Origin of the sequence: Pseudodesulfovibrio karagichevae (assembly GCF_041414475.1) — a bacterium.
GTDB lineage: Bacteria > Desulfobacterota > Desulfovibrionia > Desulfovibrionales > Desulfovibrionaceae > Pseudodesulfovibrio > Pseudodesulfovibrio karagichevae.
On record NZ_JBGLYH010000004.1, the window covers coordinates 93,936 to 111,383 of the forward strand.

Below are 17,448 nucleotides of genomic sequence, written 5' to 3' on the forward strand. Positions count from 1 at the left end.
GGCGAACCCCCGGCCGTTTGAGCTAGAGTTCGTTCATTATGAGATCGTCATACGTCTCTCGCCGACGGGCGACAATGACCTTGTCGCCGTCCACGATGAGCTCGCAGGCGCGCGGCCTGGAGTTGTAGTTGGACGACATGGTGAAGCCGTAGGCCCCGGCCGAATAGCAGACCAGCCGCTCGCCCTGTTCCACGGCGGGCAGCTCGCGGTCGCGGGCCAGGAAGTCGCCGGACTCGCAGATAGGGCCGACCACGTCATAGACCTTGGGCTCGCGACCCTTTTGCTCCACCTCCTCGATGCGGTGGTAGGAGCCGTACAGGCTGGGGCGGATAAGGTCGTTCATGGCCGCGTCCACGATCAGGAAATTCTTGGTCGGATTGGACTTGGTGTAGACCACCTTGGTGACCAGGATGCCCGCGTTGCCCGCGATGACCCGGCCCGGCTCCAGGATGACCTTGAGCTGCAACCCCTTGAGCTTGTCGCTGAGCGCCTTGCCGAACTCGGCGGGGTGGGGCGGCTCTTCCTCGTTGTAGGGGATGCCCAGGCCGCCGCCCAGATCCAGGTACTTGATCTCGATGCCGAGATCCTTGAGCCGGGCGTGGAAGGCCAAAAGCTTGTCCAGGGCCTCCAGGAACGGATCCAGGGAGGTCAGCTGGGAGCCGATGTGGCAGTCCATGCCCACGGGCTCGATGTTCTCGAGTTCGGCGGCCCGCTTGTAGGCCTCCAGGGACAGATCGATGTCCAGGCCGAACTTGTTCTTCTGCATGCCGGTGGAGATGTAGGGGTGTGTCTGCGGGTCCACGTCCGGGTTGATGCGGAAGCTGACGCGCGCGGTGGTGCCCATTTCCCCGGCCACCTGGTTGATCCGCTCCAGTTCGGCCATGGACTCCACGTTGAACATGAGGATGCGGGCCTCCAGGGCCTCGCGGATCTCGGAGTCGCGCTTGCCCACGCCGGAATAGACGATGCGGCTGGCGTCCACACCGGCCTGCAGGGCGCGGTAGAGCTCGCCGCCGGACACGATGTCCATGCCCGCGCCTTCCTTGGCCAGCATCTTGAGCACGGACAGGTTGGAGTTGGCCTTGACCGAGAAACAGGTCAGGTGATCCAGCTCGCCGAAGGCGGAGTCAAAGGCGTGAAAATGCCGCTTGAAGGTCGCTGCGGAATAGATATAGAGCGGAGTGCCGTACTGCTCGGCCAATTCGGTGACGCTCACCTCTTCGGCAAACAGCACGCCGTCCCGATGTTCGAAATGATGCATATGATTCGATCTCCTGATAAAGATGTATGGGGATCAATACGCCTTATGAAACGATATCATCCAATACTTTTCCGATATAAAACAGGGGACCGGGCTCAGGGCTCGGCCTTGTATACGTCGGTGTACTGCAGGGCCATGGTCGGGATTTCGCTCTTGCCGGACACCCGGAAGCGGTACTCAACGCCGGGCTCGAGCCCACAGATGCTCAGCCGCAGGACATTGCCCTGCAGGTCGAACCCTTCCTGGCCACGGGTGAAATGCTGCGCCGCGCGGGGAACGAACGGGCAGCCCTCGCAGCCCTGGCCCTCTTCGTCGCCCACGGCCTCGTAGAGCACGCTGGCCCGCCACAACCGGTCCACCGAGCCCGACACGGCCACCTGGACAACCAGGCAATCGTCGATGCGCTCGCCGTCCATGAGTTTCAGGGTGAACCGGTCCTGGCTTTTGGCTGCCTCCGGCCACTGCTTGCGGCCCAGGGCGCACCCGGACAGCGAAGCCAGGGCAAAGAGGAGCAGGGTGGTGATGACAATGGATTTACGCATGGGTCAGTCCTTGATCATGTCCTTCCACTGATTGAGCAGCATCAGCGCCTGGATGGGGGTCATGCCGTCCACGTCCAGGTCCGTGAGCTGGGTGATGATCGGGTGCTCGCAGAGCTCGCGGTCGATCTTTATGGGCGGCGCGCCGAAGCCGGGCAGCAGGGTCTGCGAAGCCCGGTCCACGGCCCCTTTAGCCTGGCTATCCTGCGATTTTTCTTCGAGTTCCGCAAGGATTTCCCGGGCGCGCTCCACCACGGGACGGGGCACCCCGGCCAGCCGGGCCACCTCAATGCCGTAGCTGCGGTCGGCGGGGCCGGGAACAAGCCTGCGTAAAAACACGATATCCCCTTTCCACTCCTTGACCGCGATGTTCAGGTTCCGCAGTCCCTCGATCTTGCCTTCCAGGCTGGTCAGCTCGTGGTAGTGGGTGGCGAACAGGGTGCGCACCGAGCCGCCCGCGCGGGTGGACAGTTCCTCGACCACGGCCCAGGCCAGGGACAGGCCGTCATAGGTGCTGGTGCCACGCCCGATCTCGTCCAGGATGACCAGGCTGCGCCGGGTGGCCTGCCTGAGAATGCGCGCGGTCTCGGTCATCTCGACCATGAACGTGGAGTGGCCCTGGGCCAGGTTGTCCGAGGCCCCCACGCGGGAAAAGACGCGGTCCGCCAGGCCGATGCGCGCGCTGCGGGCCGGGACGAAGGAACCGATCTGGGCCATGATGGTCATGATGGCCACCTGACGGAGAACCGTGGACTTACCGGCCATGTTCGGGCCGGTGATGAGCAGGATGCGGCGGCTCTCGTCCATGCGCAGGTCGCCGGGGATGTAGTTGGACGCGCCCATGGCCGCCTCGACCACTGGATGCCGCCCTTGCTCGATCTCAATGTCCAGCGCCTCGTGCAGCATGGGGCGGGCCCACTCGTTGACCCGCGCGGCCTCGGCAAGTCCCTGCCAGTAATCCAGGGAGGCGACCACGTCGGCCATGAACAGGAATCGGGAGCGGGCCTTGGCCAGGCGCTCGCGCAGTTCCTGGAAAAGTTTGTATTCCAGGCTCTTGCGTTCTTCGGAGGCGGAGATGATCCGGTCCTCCATCTCCTTGAGTTCCGGGGTGATGTAGCGCTCGCTGTTGACCAGGGTCTGGCGGCGGATGAAATGGTCCGGAACCTGCCCCTTGTACGCCTTGGAGACCTCGAAATAGTAGCCGAAGACCTTGTTGAAGCCGAGCTTCAGCTTGGGGATGTCGTTCTTGGCCAGTTCCGCCTGGTGCAGGGCCTTGAGCCGGTCCTCGCCGTGTTCGTTGAGCTCGATGAGTTCGTCGAGCACCGGGTCGTACCCCTTGCGGAACAGGCCGCCGTCCGTGATCACGGGCGGGGGGCTGTCCACCAGGGCGGCGTCGAGCAGGGAGCACAGGTCGTCCATGGCGTCCCACTTGCCGAAGATGCGCTTGAGCTCCGGGGCCGCGTCCAGGTTCTCCCCGCTCAGCAGGGTATGGAGCAGGGGCAGCTGGGACAGGCTGCGGCGCAGGGCGATGAAATCCTTGGGATTGGCCCGGCCCAGGAAGATGCGGGTGGAGAGGCGTTCCAGGTCGTAGACCGAGTCCAGGCCGTGGCGGATGTCGGCCCGCAGCCGGTCGCGCTCGAACAGAAAGGCCACGCACTCCTGGGTCTTCTCGATGGGCGCGAGGTTGCGCCACGGCTGGCGCAGGCGGGCCTCGAGCAGGCGGCCGCCCATGGGCGTCATGGTCCTGTCCATGACCTGCCACAGGGTGCCGAGCCCGGCCCGGCCGTCAAGCCGCCGGAAAATTTCGAGATTGCGCTCGGTGACTTCGTCCAGCAGGAGGTGCTTGCCGAGATTGAGCGGCTTGAACTCGCCCAGGTGGCCGAACTCGCCCTTCTGGGTCTGGTCCAGATAGTGGAGCAGGGCGCCGCAGGTCCGGACCAGCTCGTTCTTGCCCGCCAGGCCGAGGCTGTCCAGGTCGGCCGCGTGCTGGGCCTCCAGGATGCGGGTACGCGCCCCGGCCAGGTCGAAGAAGGTGCCCGGGGCCACGCTCGTGACCTGGCCCGACAGGTCGCTGAACTGGGGCGGGACCTTGACGCCCTGGGGCAGGAGCAGCTCGCTCGGATTGATCTTGACCATCCACTGCCACAGCTCGGGCTCCTTGCGGCTGTAGAGCCCGGACCACTGGCCCGTGGAGAAGTCGAGCCAGGCGATGCCCCCCGCCTCCTTGGCGTCATCCCAGTAGAACGCGCCCAGGTAGTTGTTGGCCTTGGACTTGAGGTTGGAGTCCTCGACCACGGTGCCGGGCGTGAGCACGCGGGTCACATCGCGCTTGACCAACCCCTTGGCTTCCTTGGGATCTTCGATCTGATCACAGATGGCGATCTTGTATCCCTTGTCGAGCAGCTGGCTCAGGTACGGCTCCACCGAGTGGTGGGGCATGCCGCACATGGGGATGGGATTCTCGTCGTTGGGATTGCGGCTGGTCAGGGCGATCTGGACCGCGCGGGACACGACTTCGGCGTCCTCGAAAAACAGTTCGTAGAAGTCGCCCATGCGGAAGAACAACAGGCAGCCCGGGTTCTCCTCCTTGAAGCGGAGGTACTGCTCGAGCATGGGAGTCAGTTTTCTTTGTACCACGAGATCGTCGATGCGGTGTCTTTATTCGGTGATGTCGGTTCGAAAGGCAATGGAGTGCCAGCTGTGGCAGCGCGGGCAGTTGAAGAAAATCTGGTCGCGCTTCAGGCCGCAGTGGTGGCAGAAGAACCGCCGGACGCGCCGGGCCCTGCCGAGGAAAAAGGAAAGCTGTTCCTTGAAGAAGGGCGTCAGGGTCTGGTCGGCACGGGAGAGGTCGAACAGTTCCAGCCGGGCCTGCCAGAAATCAGCATTGAGCATGAGCGCCTTCTCGAACCACGACCGGGCGTTGTCCGTGTCCTCGACGCGCAGCAGGAGCATGGCCCCGTAGTAGAGCAGCAGGACGTCCGGCTCCTGGGTCTCGATGATCGGCACCACCACCTCGACGACCTTCTCGTCCGGGCACGCCTTGGACCACTCGGTCTCCTCGCCGAAGGAATTGACCCGGGCCTTTTCCGCCTGCCCGAGGGCCAGCAGCAGTCCTTCGAACAGGACGAAGCGCAGTTCCGGGGCCACATGGTCCAGGGCATGGGCCAGGACGTCGCCGACCTTGCCCGCGTTGCCCGCCTTGTAGGCCTGGGTCATCTGCTCGAGCCATGCCTCCACCGAACCGGGATAGGCCCGGATGGCGTGGCGCAGGGCCCGGCTGCCCTGGGATGCGTTGCCCTCGGTGAAGCGGTCCTTGGCCAGACGGACCAGGTAGTGCGCCTGGGGCAGGGGAAGGTCGAGCTGGCCGTAGGATTCGGCGGCCTTTTCATAGTCGCCGCGCTCGGCCGTGAGCCGGGCCATTTCCCTATGGATGGAGATGGGATCCTGGCCCAGGGAGCGGGCCTCGTGGAAGGCCTTCTCCGCCCGGTCCAGGAACCCGGCGCGCCGGAAGTCCCGGCCCAGCTCGAACCAGGCGCGGGCCTTGAACTCGCGGTCCAGGCCCGGCCTGACGATAAGGCTGTTTCTGATCTGGATGGCGCGTTCGATTTCGCCCTGGGAACGGTACAGGCTGCCGAGGGCAAGATAGATTTCAACCGCCTCGGGGTCGTTCTGGACGACCTTGCTGAGCTCCTCGATGGCAGCGCGGGTGTCCTGCACCGGCGGAGACTCGCCGCTGCCCGACATGCGAACCCGGTCCAGGAGGGCGCTCTGCGCCTTTTTGCGGTTGAAGATATTCCAGCCCATGGTGTCTCCTAGAGGTTCTCCTCTTCCTTGGTCTCGGTGGAGGAGAAGGAGGGAGCTTCGCTGATGGGCATGTTGCGCAGGGAGTTGAGTTCCTGCTCCAGACTGGCCATGCGGGTGCGGCATTCCTTGAGCTTGGCCACGCCCCGGAACTTGTCGACCGCGAAGTAGATCATGGTCAGCAGACAGCCGGCCACGAAGGCGGTCAGGATCAGGACGCCGAAGGGCAGGGGGATGGAATGCAGGGTGGCCACGTAGGGTATATCGAGAATCAGTGTCAGGTTCTGCAGAAGGACATCGTTGTTCTGGCTGAAGAACAGGATGGAAAAGACAAAAAGTGCCAACAGAAACAGGACCTTGATAAAACGCATGCGGTTCTCCTTACGCGGTGATTGCATCGAACAGCGGCTTGAGGCGGCTGTAGGTTGAGTACAGGTGTTCGGGGATGACCGTGGTCTCGCCGAAGACGGCCATAAACGAAGCGTCCCCATTCCATCGGGGGACAATCTGAAAATGCATGTGCTGGGCGATGCCGGAACCTGCCGCCTCGCCCAGGTTGAGCCCCATGTTGACCCCGTGGGGATGGAAGGCGTCTTCCAGCACCTGGATGCTCCGCCTGATCCACAACATGCAGTTGTTGGACTCTTCCAACGTCAGGTCCGTCAGGTGGCTCACGTGACGGTAGGGAGTAACCATGAGATGCCCGTTGTTGTAAGGGAACTTGTTCATGATCACGAAACAATGCTCGCCACGGGCGAGGATGCACCGCTCCTCGTCCTCGTCCGTGCTCTCGGGAATGCAGAAGACGCACTCCTCGGGCTTGGGGCCGAGTATGTATTCAAGACGCCAGGGCGCCCACAAAACATCCATGATTTACTTCCATTTAATTTTCAAGCCGATTGCGGTTTAGCCGCGCGATGCCGGAGGCGTCGACGCAGACTAACCAACATCTTGATTTTCTACACGGCTTGCCTGTCGAGGGCAAGAGGGGAAAGCGTCTAGTCACCGTTCTCGTCCCTGAGGTTCACCGACAGTTCCTTATTCAATTTTTTCGCCAGATTCAATTGTTCATGGCGGGTTTCCGCGCGCCCGTCGATCTTGGCCGTCATCAGCCGGTCCAGGATAATCGTATAGATCGGGCCGGGCTCGATGCCGATATTCTTGAGGTCCTTGCCGTTCACCTCGATCTCGATGTACTGCAACCTGGCGAGATACTGTGAAATATTTCGCCGGATGTATTCCTTGCGGCTGCGCGCCATGAGAAACAGGATGCCTTCCACCGGGATGGGATGGAGGATCTTGTACAACCGGCTGAGGCGGGAACGGCCCTCCTTCCAGCCCATGAGCTTCATGAGCGCCTCGCCGATCATGTCCCGCAGCTGGAGAAAGTCCCGCTCCTCCCGCTGGGTGAAATGAAGGCGGCTGGTCACCTTGCTGATCTCGTCCCGCTTGATGCCCGCGGTCATGCCCAGGATATACAGCTTCCACGGGACCACTGCGGGGTCCAGGTAGAGGAGCTTGTACCAGTTGTGGACCTTGACCAGCTCGGTCAGGATCTGGATGCGCTCCTTGTCCAGGGAGAGCAGGGGGTGGATGGCCTCCATGATGCCCAGCTCCTGCATGCGCAGCAGGCAGGCCAGGGGGTCCTCCTCGTTCATGATCAATTGCAGCTCGTGCATGACCCGGGTGCCGGAGAGCTTGCTGAACAACTTGAGGTTCAGCGCGTTCTTGATCAGCCGCATGGTCTGGCCGCCGATCTGGAAGTCGAAGCGCCGCTCGAAGCGGATGGCCCGGAGGATGCGGGTCGGGTCCTCCACGAAGCTCAGGGAATGGAGCACGCGGATGGTCCGGTTGCGGATGTCCCGCTCGGCCCCGAAAAAATCCACCAACTGCCCGTAGCGGCCCGGATTGATGCGCAGAGCCAGGGCATTGACCGTAAAGTCGCGGCGGTACAGGTCCATCTTGATGGACGAGAGCTCCACCGTGGGCAGGGCGGCGGGGTATTCGTAGTATTCGAGCCGGGCCGTGGCCACGTCCACCCGCTGGCCGTCGTCCAGGATGACCACGGCGGTCTTGAACTTGGAGTGCGCCTTGACCCGGCCGCCGAGCCTGGCCGCGAACCGTTTGGCGAAGGTGATGCCGTCGCCCTCGACCACCAGGTCGAGGTCGAAGTTGGGCCGACCTAACAGGATGTCACGCACGAACCCGCCCACGGCGTAGACCTCCCAGCCCATTTCCGACCCCAGTTCGCCCGCCTCCCTGAGCAGGTCGAGCATGCGCTGGGGCAGCCGGTTCCTGACCTGGGAGGCGATGTTCCGCTCCCTGCGGTGGTCCGGCATGAGGGAGTCAGGGATGCGCGCGGGCTCCTCGATGAGCATGTTCATGAGGTCCGTGCGGGTGATGACCCCGACCAGTTCTCCGTTCTCCACCACGGGCAGCATGCGCTGGCGGTTGCTCAGAATAATCTCCATGACCCGGTAGAGATCTGTCTTGGCCTCCACGGTCTCGAAGGTCCGGGTCATGTATTCGCTCAGGCCCACGTCGCCCAGGTGGTGGGATATGGCCTTGTCCGCGATTTTATGGCCGATGATGCCGACGCATCGCATGCTGTCCTTTTCCACCACGGGTACGTCCTTGAGCCCGTAGCGGGTCATCAGCTCCACGGCGTCGGCCATGGTCTTATCGCCCTCGATGACCACGGGCGGACGGGACATGAGGGAATCCACCACGATCTGCGGATTGATCTGGGAGTAGAACAGGGCGAACAGGTCGTCGCGCACCTCGGCAAGGGTGCGGTCCTTGACCGTGGCCGAGGCCGCCGCGTCGTGCCCGCCGCCGCCCAGGGAGGCGCAGATGCGGCCCACGTTGACGTCCGGGTTCCTGGACCGGGCCACCAGGTGGATGCGGTCGGCCATGCGCCCCAGGGCGAAGACCACCTTGATCTTCTCCATGTCCATGAGCTTGTGGACCAGCAGGGCGAAGTCCGGCACGAACTTGTCCGTGGACATCTCGGTGATGACCACGTCCACGCCGTGGATGTCGTAGGTCTTGGCGTTCTTGAACAATTCGCCGAGATAGGTGACCTGTTCGGCGGACAGTTCGTGGGACAGCAGGTCGGTGATGACCTCGATGTCCATGCCCTGGGACTTGAGCCAGCCAGCGGCTTCGAAATCCTGCGGTGTGGTGGTGTTGAAGCCGAAGGAACCGGTGTCCTCGTAGATGCCGATGCCGAGCAGGGTGGCCTCTTCCGTGTTCAGGGTCAGGCCGCGCTCCTTGATCTCGTGCACAATGATGGTCGTGGTGGAGCCCCAGTCGCGGACCACGGTCTTTTCGGCGGGCAGGTCCTCGTCGCTGTCCGGGTGGTGGTCGTAGAGGTGAATGCGCAGCCCCTCGTTGTCCAGCACGGGCCGGACGTGGGGAATCCGCGAACGCTGGCGGGTATCCACGACCACCAAGAGCTTCACGGACTCGGGCTCGATGTCCTTGAAGGCCTTGAAATTGAAGAGATAGGTGGTGCTCTCGATGAAGAAGTTGCGCAGGCTGGACTCCTGGCTGCCCGGAAAGATGAGCACCGCTTCCGGGTAGAGCTTGCTGGCCGCGACCATGGCCCCCAGGGCGTCGAAATCCGCGTTGGCATGGGCCGTGATCACGGTCGGGGCCTGTATCCTTTCCTGTTTATTTTTCATTTCATATTCTGCGTTATTACGATGATCACATGGTTGATCGCGGATGGAATTTCCGGTGCAGGGTCTTGAGCCGGTTGGCCTCGACGTGGGTGTAGATCTCGGTGGCGCTGATGTCCGCGTGCCCCAGGAGAATCTGCACGGTGCGCAGGTCCGCGCCGCCCTCCAGCAGATGGGTGGCGAAGGAATGGCGGAAGGTGTGCGGTGAAATGGACCGCTTGATTCCGGCGGCCTCGGCGTATTTCTTGATCAGCTTCCACACGCCCTGGCGGGTCAGCCCCTTGCCCGAGCGGTTCAGGAACATGAAATCCTCGCGCGGCTTGAAGCCGGGCCGGGTGAATTCGAGGTAGCGGTTGAGGTAGTCCTGGGCCGTGTAGTGGATGGGGATGAGCCGGTCCTTGGATCCCTTGCCGAAAACCTTGAGCATGCCCACCTGCGGATCATAGTCCAGGACCTTCATGCCGATGAGCTCGGACACCCGCAACCCCGCCGCATAGAGCAGCTCCAGCATGACCTTGTCGCGCATGCCGAGCGGGGTGGAGGTGTCGGGCAGGGCGAGGACGCGGGAAATCTCCTCCCGGCTCAGGAATTCCGGGAGCTTGCGCGGCAGCTTCGGGTTTTCCAGGAGCTGGCCCGGGTCCTCCTTGTACCATTTCTCGCCCACGGCGAAGGCGAAGAACCCGCGCAGGGAGGAGAGATGCCGGGCCAGGGAACGGCTCTTCAGCCCCCGGGCCCGCAGATGGGTCAGGTAGAGGAACAGGGTCCTGTCCGTCAGGTCCTTCAGGGCGAAGGACTTGTCCTCGAGGAAGGCGAGCAGGGACCCCAGGTCGTTGGCGTAGCCGGTCAGGCTGTTCTCGGACAGCCCCTTTTCGATCAGCAGGTGCTCAAGATACCGGTCCACCCAAGGGTGGTTGTACTCATTGATGTTTTTTTCTTTGTCTGGGCGCGCCATGATCACTGCCGGACCGGTTTGATACTATTAAAGTATTGGATAATATCCACGGGAAAAGGGTATCTGCCACACTGCATGGAAACCAAGCACGGCTGCCTACATCCTTGCTACCAAGGTGAGGGTCAAAGCGCAATGGTTCGCATTGACACTGGGTCATGCCGCCATTATGAAAGTGCTTCAATATCGGATTTCAAGGAGAGATCATAGATGTCTGAATTCAAGTTGGCCGACCGCCTTTCGGCGCTGCCTCCGTACCTTTTCGCAGCCATCGACAAGGCCAAGGCCGAAGTCGCCAAGAAGGGCATGGATATCATCAGCCTGGGCATAGGCGATCCCGACCTGCCCACCCCGGAGTTCATCATCGAGGCGCTGTACGAAAGCGCCAAGAAGCCGAAGAACCATCGCTATCCGGACTACGTCGGCATGCTGGCCTACCGCCAGGCCGTGGCGGACTGGTACAAGCAGCGGTTCAACGTCGACCTTGATCCCGAGACCGAGATCGTCAGCCTGATCGGCTCCAAGGAGGGCATCGCCCATTTCCCGCTGGCCTACGTCAATCCCGGCGACACGGTCCTGGTGGCCACCCCGAACTACCCGGTCTACGGCGTCGCCACCGAGTTCGCCGGGGGCAGGGTGGAGTACCTTCCCCTGCTCGAGGAAAACGACTTCCTCGTGGACCTGGACGCCATCTCCGACGACACCTGGGCCAAGGCCAAGATGATCTTCGTCTGCTATCCGAACAACCCGACCGCGGCCACGGCGACCAAGCCCTTCTATGAAAAGCTGATCGCAAAGGCCAAGGAATTCGACGTGATCGTCGTCTCCGACGCGGCCTACACCGAAATTTACTACGATCCGGACAACAAGCCCATGTCCATCATGGAATGCGAGGGCGCCAAAGACGTCTGCATCGAGTTCCACTCCCTGTCCAAGACCTACAACATGACCGGCTGGCGCATCGGCATGGCCGTGGGCAACAAGAGCCTCGTCGCCGGTCTGGGCAAGATCAAGGAAAACGTCGACTCCGGCATCTTCCAGGCCGTCCAGGAGGCGGGCATTGCCGCCCTGCGCGAGGGCGAGCCCTTTGCCGAGAGCTTCCGGACCATCTACAGGGAGCGCCGGGACGTGGTCAGCGCCGCGCTGAACAAGATCGGCATCAAGCACCGTGTGCCGGACGCCTCCTTCTACCTGTGGTGCAACGTTCCGGAAGGGTACAAGTCTGCGGAATTCGTGACCAACGTGCTCATGAAGACCGGCGTCGTCCTGACCCCGGGCAACGGTTTCGGCACGCCGGGAGAAGGGTACTTCCGCATCTCCCTGACCGTGAACAACGACAAGCTCGAGGAGGCCGTATCCAGAATTTCGAAACTGTGATCTGCTACGTGAGCCTCGGCTCCAACGTGGGAGACACCGAAGACAACCTCCATGAGGCCCTGGTCCTGCTTGAGGACTACGGTGACGACATCCGCCTGCGAAAGGTCTCGGAATACTACGAAACCGAGCCTCAGGGCGAAGTCAAGGATCAGCCGTGGTTCACCAACCAGGTGGTCCAGCTCGAAATCGACGCCGAGATATGGTCGCCGGCGGGCTTTCTGTCCACCTGTACGGCCATCGAGGCCAAGATGGGCCGCACCCGGGCCGTTCCCGGCGGCCCCAGGCCGCTCGACATGGACATCATCGCCTGGGGCGACACCGTCATGGACATGGACTTCCTGACCCTGCCGCATCCGCGCGCCAAGGAAAGGGCGTTCGTGCTCGTGCCGCTCAAGGAGATCGCCCCGGATTTCGTCTTCCCGGACGGAACCACCGTGGACGAGGCCCTTGCCGCCATCAAGTATCGCCAGGAAGGGCGCAAGCTCTGGCAGGACTCCTAAAACCAACCAACGAGGCTACCCATGCTTAAATTCCTGGTCATCGCCGCCGCATTGTATCTGGTCTACAAGCTCTTCATGGGCGACAAGCGCAAGAAGGACATGCAAAACGACAAATCCTTCAAGCAGAAGGTGGCCTCCGGCGAAATGGTCAAGGACCCGTCGTGCGGGACCTACGTCGACAAGGACGGAGACATCCGCGTCCGGGAAGGGGACAAGGTCCACGTGTTCTGTTCCTACGAATGCCGGGACAAATACCTCAAGCGCATCGGCGCGGCAGCCCCGAAACAGGAAGAAGAGTAGTCTCACCCACCAATCCGAAAGAAAAGGCCCCTTGCAAGGGGCCTTTTTTTGGGCCTGATGTTCGGCGCGGAGGCCCACCCATCAAGTGCCCGCATTCCTCACCATCGGTCGACCGCCCGCGCCGCTTAGCCCTCCCAGCCGCCCGACCTTTCCGCCTCCCTCCACAGAAAGAATAATTGTTTTTTTTAATGCATAACAGCGTATTCACAATCAAGTGGTGGGGATATACACGGCAAGCTTGAGAAAAAAGTCTGCCGATTAAGCCGGACATCCCCGGACGGAAAGCTGGTCCGGAAGGAAGAATACCGTGAAGCGCCCAAGGGTCAGGCGACGTCTGACCGGCGAGCCTTGCGGTGCCAAAAACGGAGTCTGGACAAGGAACGGCTATGCGACTTAAGTTTTCGATATATTTGACGGTATTGTTTCTCGTGTTGTTCTCAGTCGATCTCGTGCTGCAGGAACTCCTTTTGCGCGAGTACCGTAGTCAACAGGTGGTTGACGTCTCGCAGAGGATTGCGCCGATCCGGGTCGGCATGGAAAAGGAGATTGTCAACAACCTCCTTCTTATCCAAGGAACGGCAAACTACATCTCGGTTCATCCCTATATCACGGCCAAGGAATTCAGTCTGTACGCGCAGGGGGCGTTGCAGGATAACAATCTCCTGAGGAATTTGGGTGCCGCGCCGGATTTGGTCATGCGATTCGTGTATCCCTTACGAGGAAATGAAAATGTCATAGGTATCAATTACCGCAACCTGCCCAACCAGTGGCCCCAGGTCCAACTTGCCATGCAGAACAAGACCATGGTGGTTGCCGGGCCGGTCAAACTTGTGCAGGGAGGGATGGGACTCATCGGCCGCGCACCAGTCTTCATAGACAACGGTTCAACAGCGGACGGCGGCCGCAACAAATTCTGGGGCATCGTTTCCGCAGTCCTTGACACGGATCGGTTATTTCGCGTTCTGGATGCGAAGAATATTTCGGATCTGCGCATCGCCATCCGTGGAAAAGACGGAAAAGGGGTCCAAGGGGAGGTCATTTTCGGTGACAAGAGCCTTTTCGATCCGTCCTCCGAAGCGATCCTCTCGGACATCTTTTTCCCCTCTGGTTCTTGGCAGATGGCAGCGCTTCCCCAAAAGGGATGGCCGGTTCACCATCCCTTGTCCAGGTATATCCACCTGGCGTTCCTGTTCTTTTTCTTCATCTTCCTCTATGTGGGCTACCGCGACCTGAGGCAGCGTCTCGAAGTGATGCAGGGAAAGACGGATCTCGACGAAGCGCAGGCTCTCGCCCATCTCGGCAATTGGGCCTATGATCCCCGGACCAACCGTGTCGACTGGTCCGAGGAAACCTACCGCATCTTCGGGGTGGACCAATCGGAGTTCACGCCATCCCTGGACGCCTTTTTCGAAATGGTGCACCCAGCGGACAGGGAGCTTATGCAAAACGCCTATTGGCACTCCATCGAGTCCCGTGAAAAGCTTTCCGTCGACCATCGGATCATTCGGCCGGACGGGTCGGTCCGGCACGTTCATGAGCGGGGCGAGAACCGGTACGATGGGGCAGGGGAGTGGCTCCGTTCTTTCGGAACTGTACACGACATAACCCAGCGTGAAGTCATCGCCAAGAAGCTGGCGGCCGAACAGTCGAAGATTCAGGCCATGGCCGAGGCCACATATGACCCCCTCATCATGATCGATGCCGAGGACACGATCCTGTTTTGGAGCCCGGCTGCGGAAAAGGTCTTGGGATGGACGTCGGAGGAAGCCGTCGGCCAAAAGATGCACCCGCTCATCACACCTCCGGAGTATCTCGACCCGGCCCAGAAGGGGCTCCGACAATTTGCGACGACGGGCAAGGGCCCGGTGCTCGATTCGGTCATGGAGTTTCCGGCGATTCGAAAAGACGGGAAGACCATTCCCGTGGAACGTTCCGTCAGTGCATTTCAGGTCGACGGCGAGTTTTTCGCTGTGGGAATGCTCCGCGACATTACAGAGCGGAAAAAAACCGAAAACAAGCTTGAGCTCATGGCGAGCACGGATGAACTCACCGGTTTATACAACCGGCGCTATTTCATTGAACAACTGGAAGATGAACTCCTGCGGACGCGGCGGTACAAAAGAAAAACCAGCCTCATCCTGTTCGATGCCGACAATTTTAAAAATGTCAACGATACCTATGGACATGATGTTGGCGATGACGTTCTCGTCTTCATTGCGAAAGCAGCCGGAAAAAGCCTCCGTACTGGAAGAGGCGTTGATCGTCGCCGAACGAATCCGCAAATGCATTGAACACGCCGAATTCTTCATGGAAGACGGAAACCTTCTTCATTTCACGGTCAGCCTCGGGGTGACGGAAATTCAGAGTGAAGAGGAAGGGCATAGTATGGTCATCAAACGAGCAGACACCGCCATGTATCGCGCCAAGCAAGGCGGCCGCAACAAAGTGGAGTCGGAATAACTCCACATAAGAGCGCCTACAGCATTCAGAACGGCAACGGGCAGAGTCTGTGGGGGGTTCGATTTTGCCTCCGCCAAGGGTGACGGGGATTGTCGCGCATGCCCAGATTCCAGCTGTTGACAACTTACCAATGCCTCCTTTGATGACTTACCAATGCATCTTTGACTTTTGAGAGCATTCCTTCATGTGTGTTCTTAAAACTTCATGAATTCAAATGTTTGTATATTTGTCTCATAATGTAAATTATGTAAACTTTTAATAATGCGGGGACAGGCAGGACCAATCGGCACCGTGCGGAACCGGACGAATTTGCCCTTCCCGCTTTTGTTCGTCCCGTCCATCAAGGACCGCAGATTGAATGTCCGGATTGAAGAAACGCCTTTGCTGCCCATTGAGCATTTTTTTCGCGGCTGGTAAGGATGACCCCATCGCAAACAGACAAAATGCCGTCACGGCTGATTTGAGGAAAAATGAAATCACGCATCGCGTTTTCGCTTCTGACCGTTTTTCTGGCCCTGACCGGACTGAACCCCGCCTTTGCCGCGGAAAAACAGTCCTTTCAGGAATGGCTCGAGCACTACCGCGCCTGGGACCGTCTGGAAAAGCAATATGCCCAGGAGTCCGCCGCCGACACGCCCGAGGCCGTGCTCAAGCGCGCCCAGGTCTACCTGAACCTCAACTCCCCAGCAAAGACCCTTGAAATCATTGAGATGACACCGGCCTTCACCGGCAAGGACGAAGCCGACCGGCTGTGGCTGGGCGGCCAGGCCCACCGGGGACTCGGCGACCTGACCAAGGCCGTGCTCTGGTATACCCAGGCGACCAAGTTCATGGCCGACGATGAGATCCGCGCTCGCTTCAAGGGGGAACCCGCCCTGGAGACCATCTGGCACGACGTCTGGGTCAAGATGTACTGGTCTTATCTTGCCAACCATACCCTTTCCCGTGATTCCCAGAAGGAAGCCCTGGACATGATCATGGTCGTGGGCCGCAAGGTCTGGTCGAACGACTTCTGGAACAAAGCCAATTTCATCATTAATCCCGATATGTTGCCCTCGGCCAGCACTGCGGCCAAGGCCCCCGCTGAAGCCCCGGCGACCACCGCGCCCATGGTGCCGCCCGCCGACACGCAACTGATTGCCCAGGCCCTGGCCGCCGCTTCCCTGGAGAAATTCGATGAGGCCGCAGGGTATGTGGCCAAGCTGTCCAATGAGACGGTCCGTACGTTCTGGACAGCGGTTCTGTACTTCCTTGATAGCGGTAACACACCGGAAAAGCTTGATGTATTCCTTGAAGGGAACTACCTCAAGGCCCACGCCTTCTGGGCGGGCAACGTCCTGGCCCCCTATTCCAAGTCCCGCAGCGACTGGTTCCTGGGCAATCCGGACTCCGCAGCCTGGACCAAGTTCCGCAACAACATCCTGACCATGGCTCCCGCCGATGCGGAAAAGGCCATCGACAACGAACTTGGTTCCATGCTCATCTCCGAACAGACCGCGGCCCTGCTGCGCAACTTCAAACTCGCGCTGTCCCTGGCCAACGGCAACACCCAGGTTGCTACAACCACTTGGAATTCAACAGATAAGAACACCCTGCCCATCTGTCTGCGGTTGGCCGGGTTGCTGGCCTTCAAGGATAACTTGAACAAAATTCTGCCCGACAAACCGGCCGAAGCCTTTGCCCTGTACCCGGTTCTGACCGCCCTCTCCGGGGCCGCCGGCGAGGACATCCTCCCCGAAACCGAGGCCCCCTTCTGGACCGCCGCACCGGCGAACCAGCTGCAAGCCCTGTCCGCCGAGCAGTATCCCCTGGACCGGCTGCTTCTCCTCGCCTACTGGCAACAGCGCTTCGCGGCCGAGCCGTCCGTGGGGCTGGCCAAGCGCGCCGCCTATCTCTTCGACGACTCCTCCTTCGGCATCCGCAGCCTGATCTACCTGGCCGACGACGCGGTCAAGGCCAAGGACCTGCAACTCGGGGCCTTATACCTGAACCGGATCGACGAACCCGCCCTGCCGCCCGAACTGCGCATGGCCTGGCTGGACATCAAGACCCGCCTGGAGCTCGACGCCGGGCATCAGGGCCAGGCCCTCGAAACCTATCAGGAAATGGCCAAGACCGGCGAGCCCGTCCCGGTCATGACCCGGCTGCGCATGGCCCTGCTCTACCAGCAGCGCCGTGAATACGAGACCGCGCAGAAGGAGCTGTTGGCCCTGTGGGACGCCAGGGCGACCATGCCCACGGCCCTGCAGGCCGAGACCCTGTTCTGGCTGGGCGAGGGCGAACAGGCCATGCGCAACCCGGACAAGGCGCTGGATTATTACCTTAAATTGGCGTGGCAATATCCCGAGGAAAACATCTGGTGCCTGACCGCCATGTACCGCGCCTCCCTGATCTATGAAAAAAGGGGCAAGTACGAGACCGCCAAGCGGCTGCTCGGCACCGTGGTGCGCAACGCCTCCCGCAAAGAGCAGCGCGTGGCCGCCCAGGCGCGCATTGACGCCATCGACAAGAAAATGGGGGCGGAAAAGGACGAGGACAAAAGCACGCTCGTCTATCCGTTCTAGCCGGTGAACGCCCG

At 60.9% G+C, this 17,448-nt stretch carries 12 protein-coding genes and 1 pseudogene; 5 read left to right on the forward strand and 8 right to left on the reverse strand.

What is annotated here, in order from left to right:
• Positions 1-22 precede the first annotated feature (22 nt).
• The 8 genes from lysA to xerD all read right to left on the reverse strand — a co-directional run bounded on the left by lysA (position 23) and on the right by xerD (position 10,236).
• On the reverse strand, positions 23-1,261 hold the full coding sequence (gene lysA / locus AB6M95_RS02880; protein ID WP_371385226.1) for a diaminopimelate decarboxylase: 1,239 nt from the start codon (positions 1,259-1,261) through the stop codon (positions 23-25).
• A gap of 95 nt (positions 1,262-1,356) precedes the next feature.
• Entirely contained in the window at positions 1,357-1,803 is a 447-nt protein-coding gene (locus AB6M95_RS02885) for a hypothetical protein (protein WP_371385227.1), read from the reverse strand.
• A gap of 3 nt (positions 1,804-1,806) precedes the next feature.
• Positions 1,807-4,413 (reverse strand): DNA mismatch repair protein MutS, encoded by a 2,607-nt coding sequence (gene mutS / locus AB6M95_RS02890; RefSeq protein WP_371385257.1) that lies wholly within the window; start codon positions 4,411-4,413, stop codon positions 1,807-1,809.
• A 45-nt stretch (positions 4,414-4,458) separates the two neighbouring features.
• On the reverse strand, positions 4,459-5,604 hold the full coding sequence (locus tag AB6M95_RS02895; protein ID WP_371385228.1) for a tetratricopeptide repeat protein: 1,146 nt from the start codon (positions 5,602-5,604) through the stop codon (positions 4,459-4,461).
• An 8-nt stretch (positions 5,605-5,612) separates the two neighbouring features.
• Complete coding sequence (locus AB6M95_RS02900; RefSeq protein ID WP_371385229.1) at positions 5,613-5,972, reverse strand: LapA family protein; 360 nt, start codon at positions 5,970-5,972, stop codon at positions 5,613-5,615.
• Positions 5,973-5,982: 10 nt separating this feature from the next.
• Positions 5,983-6,471: an HIT family protein gene (locus tag AB6M95_RS02905; protein WP_371385230.1), complete on the reverse strand. Its 489-nt coding sequence runs from the start codon at positions 6,469-6,471 to the stop codon at positions 5,983-5,985.
• Positions 6,472-6,599: 128 nt separating this feature from the next.
• Positions 6,600-9,287 (reverse strand): CBS domain-containing protein, encoded by a 2,688-nt coding sequence (locus tag AB6M95_RS02910; protein WP_371385231.1) that lies wholly within the window; start codon positions 9,285-9,287, stop codon positions 6,600-6,602.
• Between the two features lie 25 nt (positions 9,288-9,312).
• On the reverse strand, positions 9,313-10,236 hold the full coding sequence (gene xerD / locus AB6M95_RS02915; protein ID WP_371385232.1) for a site-specific tyrosine recombinase XerD: 924 nt from the start codon (positions 10,234-10,236) through the stop codon (positions 9,313-9,315).
• A 207-nt stretch (positions 10,237-10,443) separates the two neighbouring features.
• Here xerD and AB6M95_RS02920 point away from each other — a divergent pair, with 207 nt between their 5' ends.
• The 5 genes and pseudogenes from AB6M95_RS02920 (at position 10,444) to AB6M95_RS02940 (ending at position 17,434) form a co-directional block, all read left to right on the forward strand.
• A complete protein-coding gene (locus AB6M95_RS02920; protein WP_371385233.1) occupies positions 10,444-11,610 on the forward strand; it encodes an LL-diaminopimelate aminotransferase in 1,167 nt (388 codons plus the stop codon).
• Positions 11,607-12,110 (forward strand): 2-amino-4-hydroxy-6-hydroxymethyldihydropteridine diphosphokinase, encoded by a 504-nt coding sequence (gene folK, locus AB6M95_RS02925; protein ID WP_371385234.1) that lies wholly within the window; start codon positions 11,607-11,609, stop codon positions 12,108-12,110. Before AB6M95_RS02920 ends, folK begins: the two co-directional genes overlap by 4 nt.
• 21 nt (positions 12,111-12,131) lie before the next feature.
• Positions 12,132-12,410 carry a transcriptional regulator gene (locus AB6M95_RS02930; protein WP_371385235.1) on the forward strand — a complete coding sequence of 93 codons (279 nt, stop codon included), beginning with the start codon at positions 12,132-12,134 and terminating at the stop codon, positions 12,408-12,410.
• A 695-nt stretch (positions 12,411-13,105) separates the two neighbouring features.
• Positions 13,106-14,870: pseudogene (locus AB6M95_RS02935) on the forward strand (diguanylate cyclase).
• Positions 14,871-15,340: 470 nt separating this feature from the next.
• On the forward strand, positions 15,341-17,434 hold the full coding sequence (locus AB6M95_RS02940; RefSeq protein ID WP_371385236.1) for a tetratricopeptide repeat protein: 2,094 nt from the start codon (positions 15,341-15,343) through the stop codon (positions 17,432-17,434).
• The last annotated feature ends 14 nt before the right edge of the window (positions 17,435-17,448 follow it).

What these genes read in the sequence shown, in the direction of transcription:
- lysA (WP_371385226.1), bottom strand. Translation starts at nt 1,261, where the DNA reads ATGCATCATTTCGAACATCGGGACGGCGTGCTGTTTGCCGAAGAGGTG.
- AB6M95_RS02885 (WP_371385227.1), bottom strand. Translation starts at nt 1,803, where the DNA reads ATGCGTAAATCCATTGTCATCACCACCCTGCTCCTCTTTGCCCTGGCT.
- mutS (WP_371385257.1), bottom strand. Translation starts at nt 4,413, where the DNA reads ATGCTCGAGCAGTACCTCCGCTTCAAGGAGGAGAACCCGGGCTGCCTG.
- AB6M95_RS02895 (WP_371385228.1), bottom strand. Translation starts at nt 5,604, where the DNA reads ATGGGCTGGAATATCTTCAACCGCAAAAAGGCGCAGAGCGCCCTCCTG.
- AB6M95_RS02900 (WP_371385229.1), bottom strand. Translation starts at nt 5,972, where the DNA reads ATGCGTTTTATCAAGGTCCTGTTTCTGTTGGCACTTTTTGTCTTTTCC.
- AB6M95_RS02905 (WP_371385230.1), bottom strand. Translation starts at nt 6,471, where the DNA reads ATGGATGTTTTGTGGGCGCCCTGGCGTCTTGAATACATACTCGGCCCC.
- AB6M95_RS02910 (WP_371385231.1), bottom strand. Translation starts at nt 9,287, where the DNA reads ATGAAAAATAAACAGGAAAGGATACAGGCCCCGACCGTGATCACGGCC.
- xerD (WP_371385232.1), bottom strand. Translation starts at nt 10,236, where the DNA reads ATGGCGCGCCCAGACAAAGAAAAAAACATCAATGAGTACAACCACCCT.
- AB6M95_RS02920 (WP_371385233.1), top strand. Translation starts at nt 10,444, where the DNA reads ATGTCTGAATTCAAGTTGGCCGACCGCCTTTCGGCGCTGCCTCCGTAC.
- AB6M95_RS02930 (WP_371385235.1), top strand. Translation starts at nt 12,132, where the DNA reads ATGCTTAAATTCCTGGTCATCGCCGCCGCATTGTATCTGGTCTACAAG.
- AB6M95_RS02940 (WP_371385236.1), top strand. Translation starts at nt 15,341, where the DNA reads ATGAAATCACGCATCGCGTTTTCGCTTCTGACCGTTTTTCTGGCCCTG.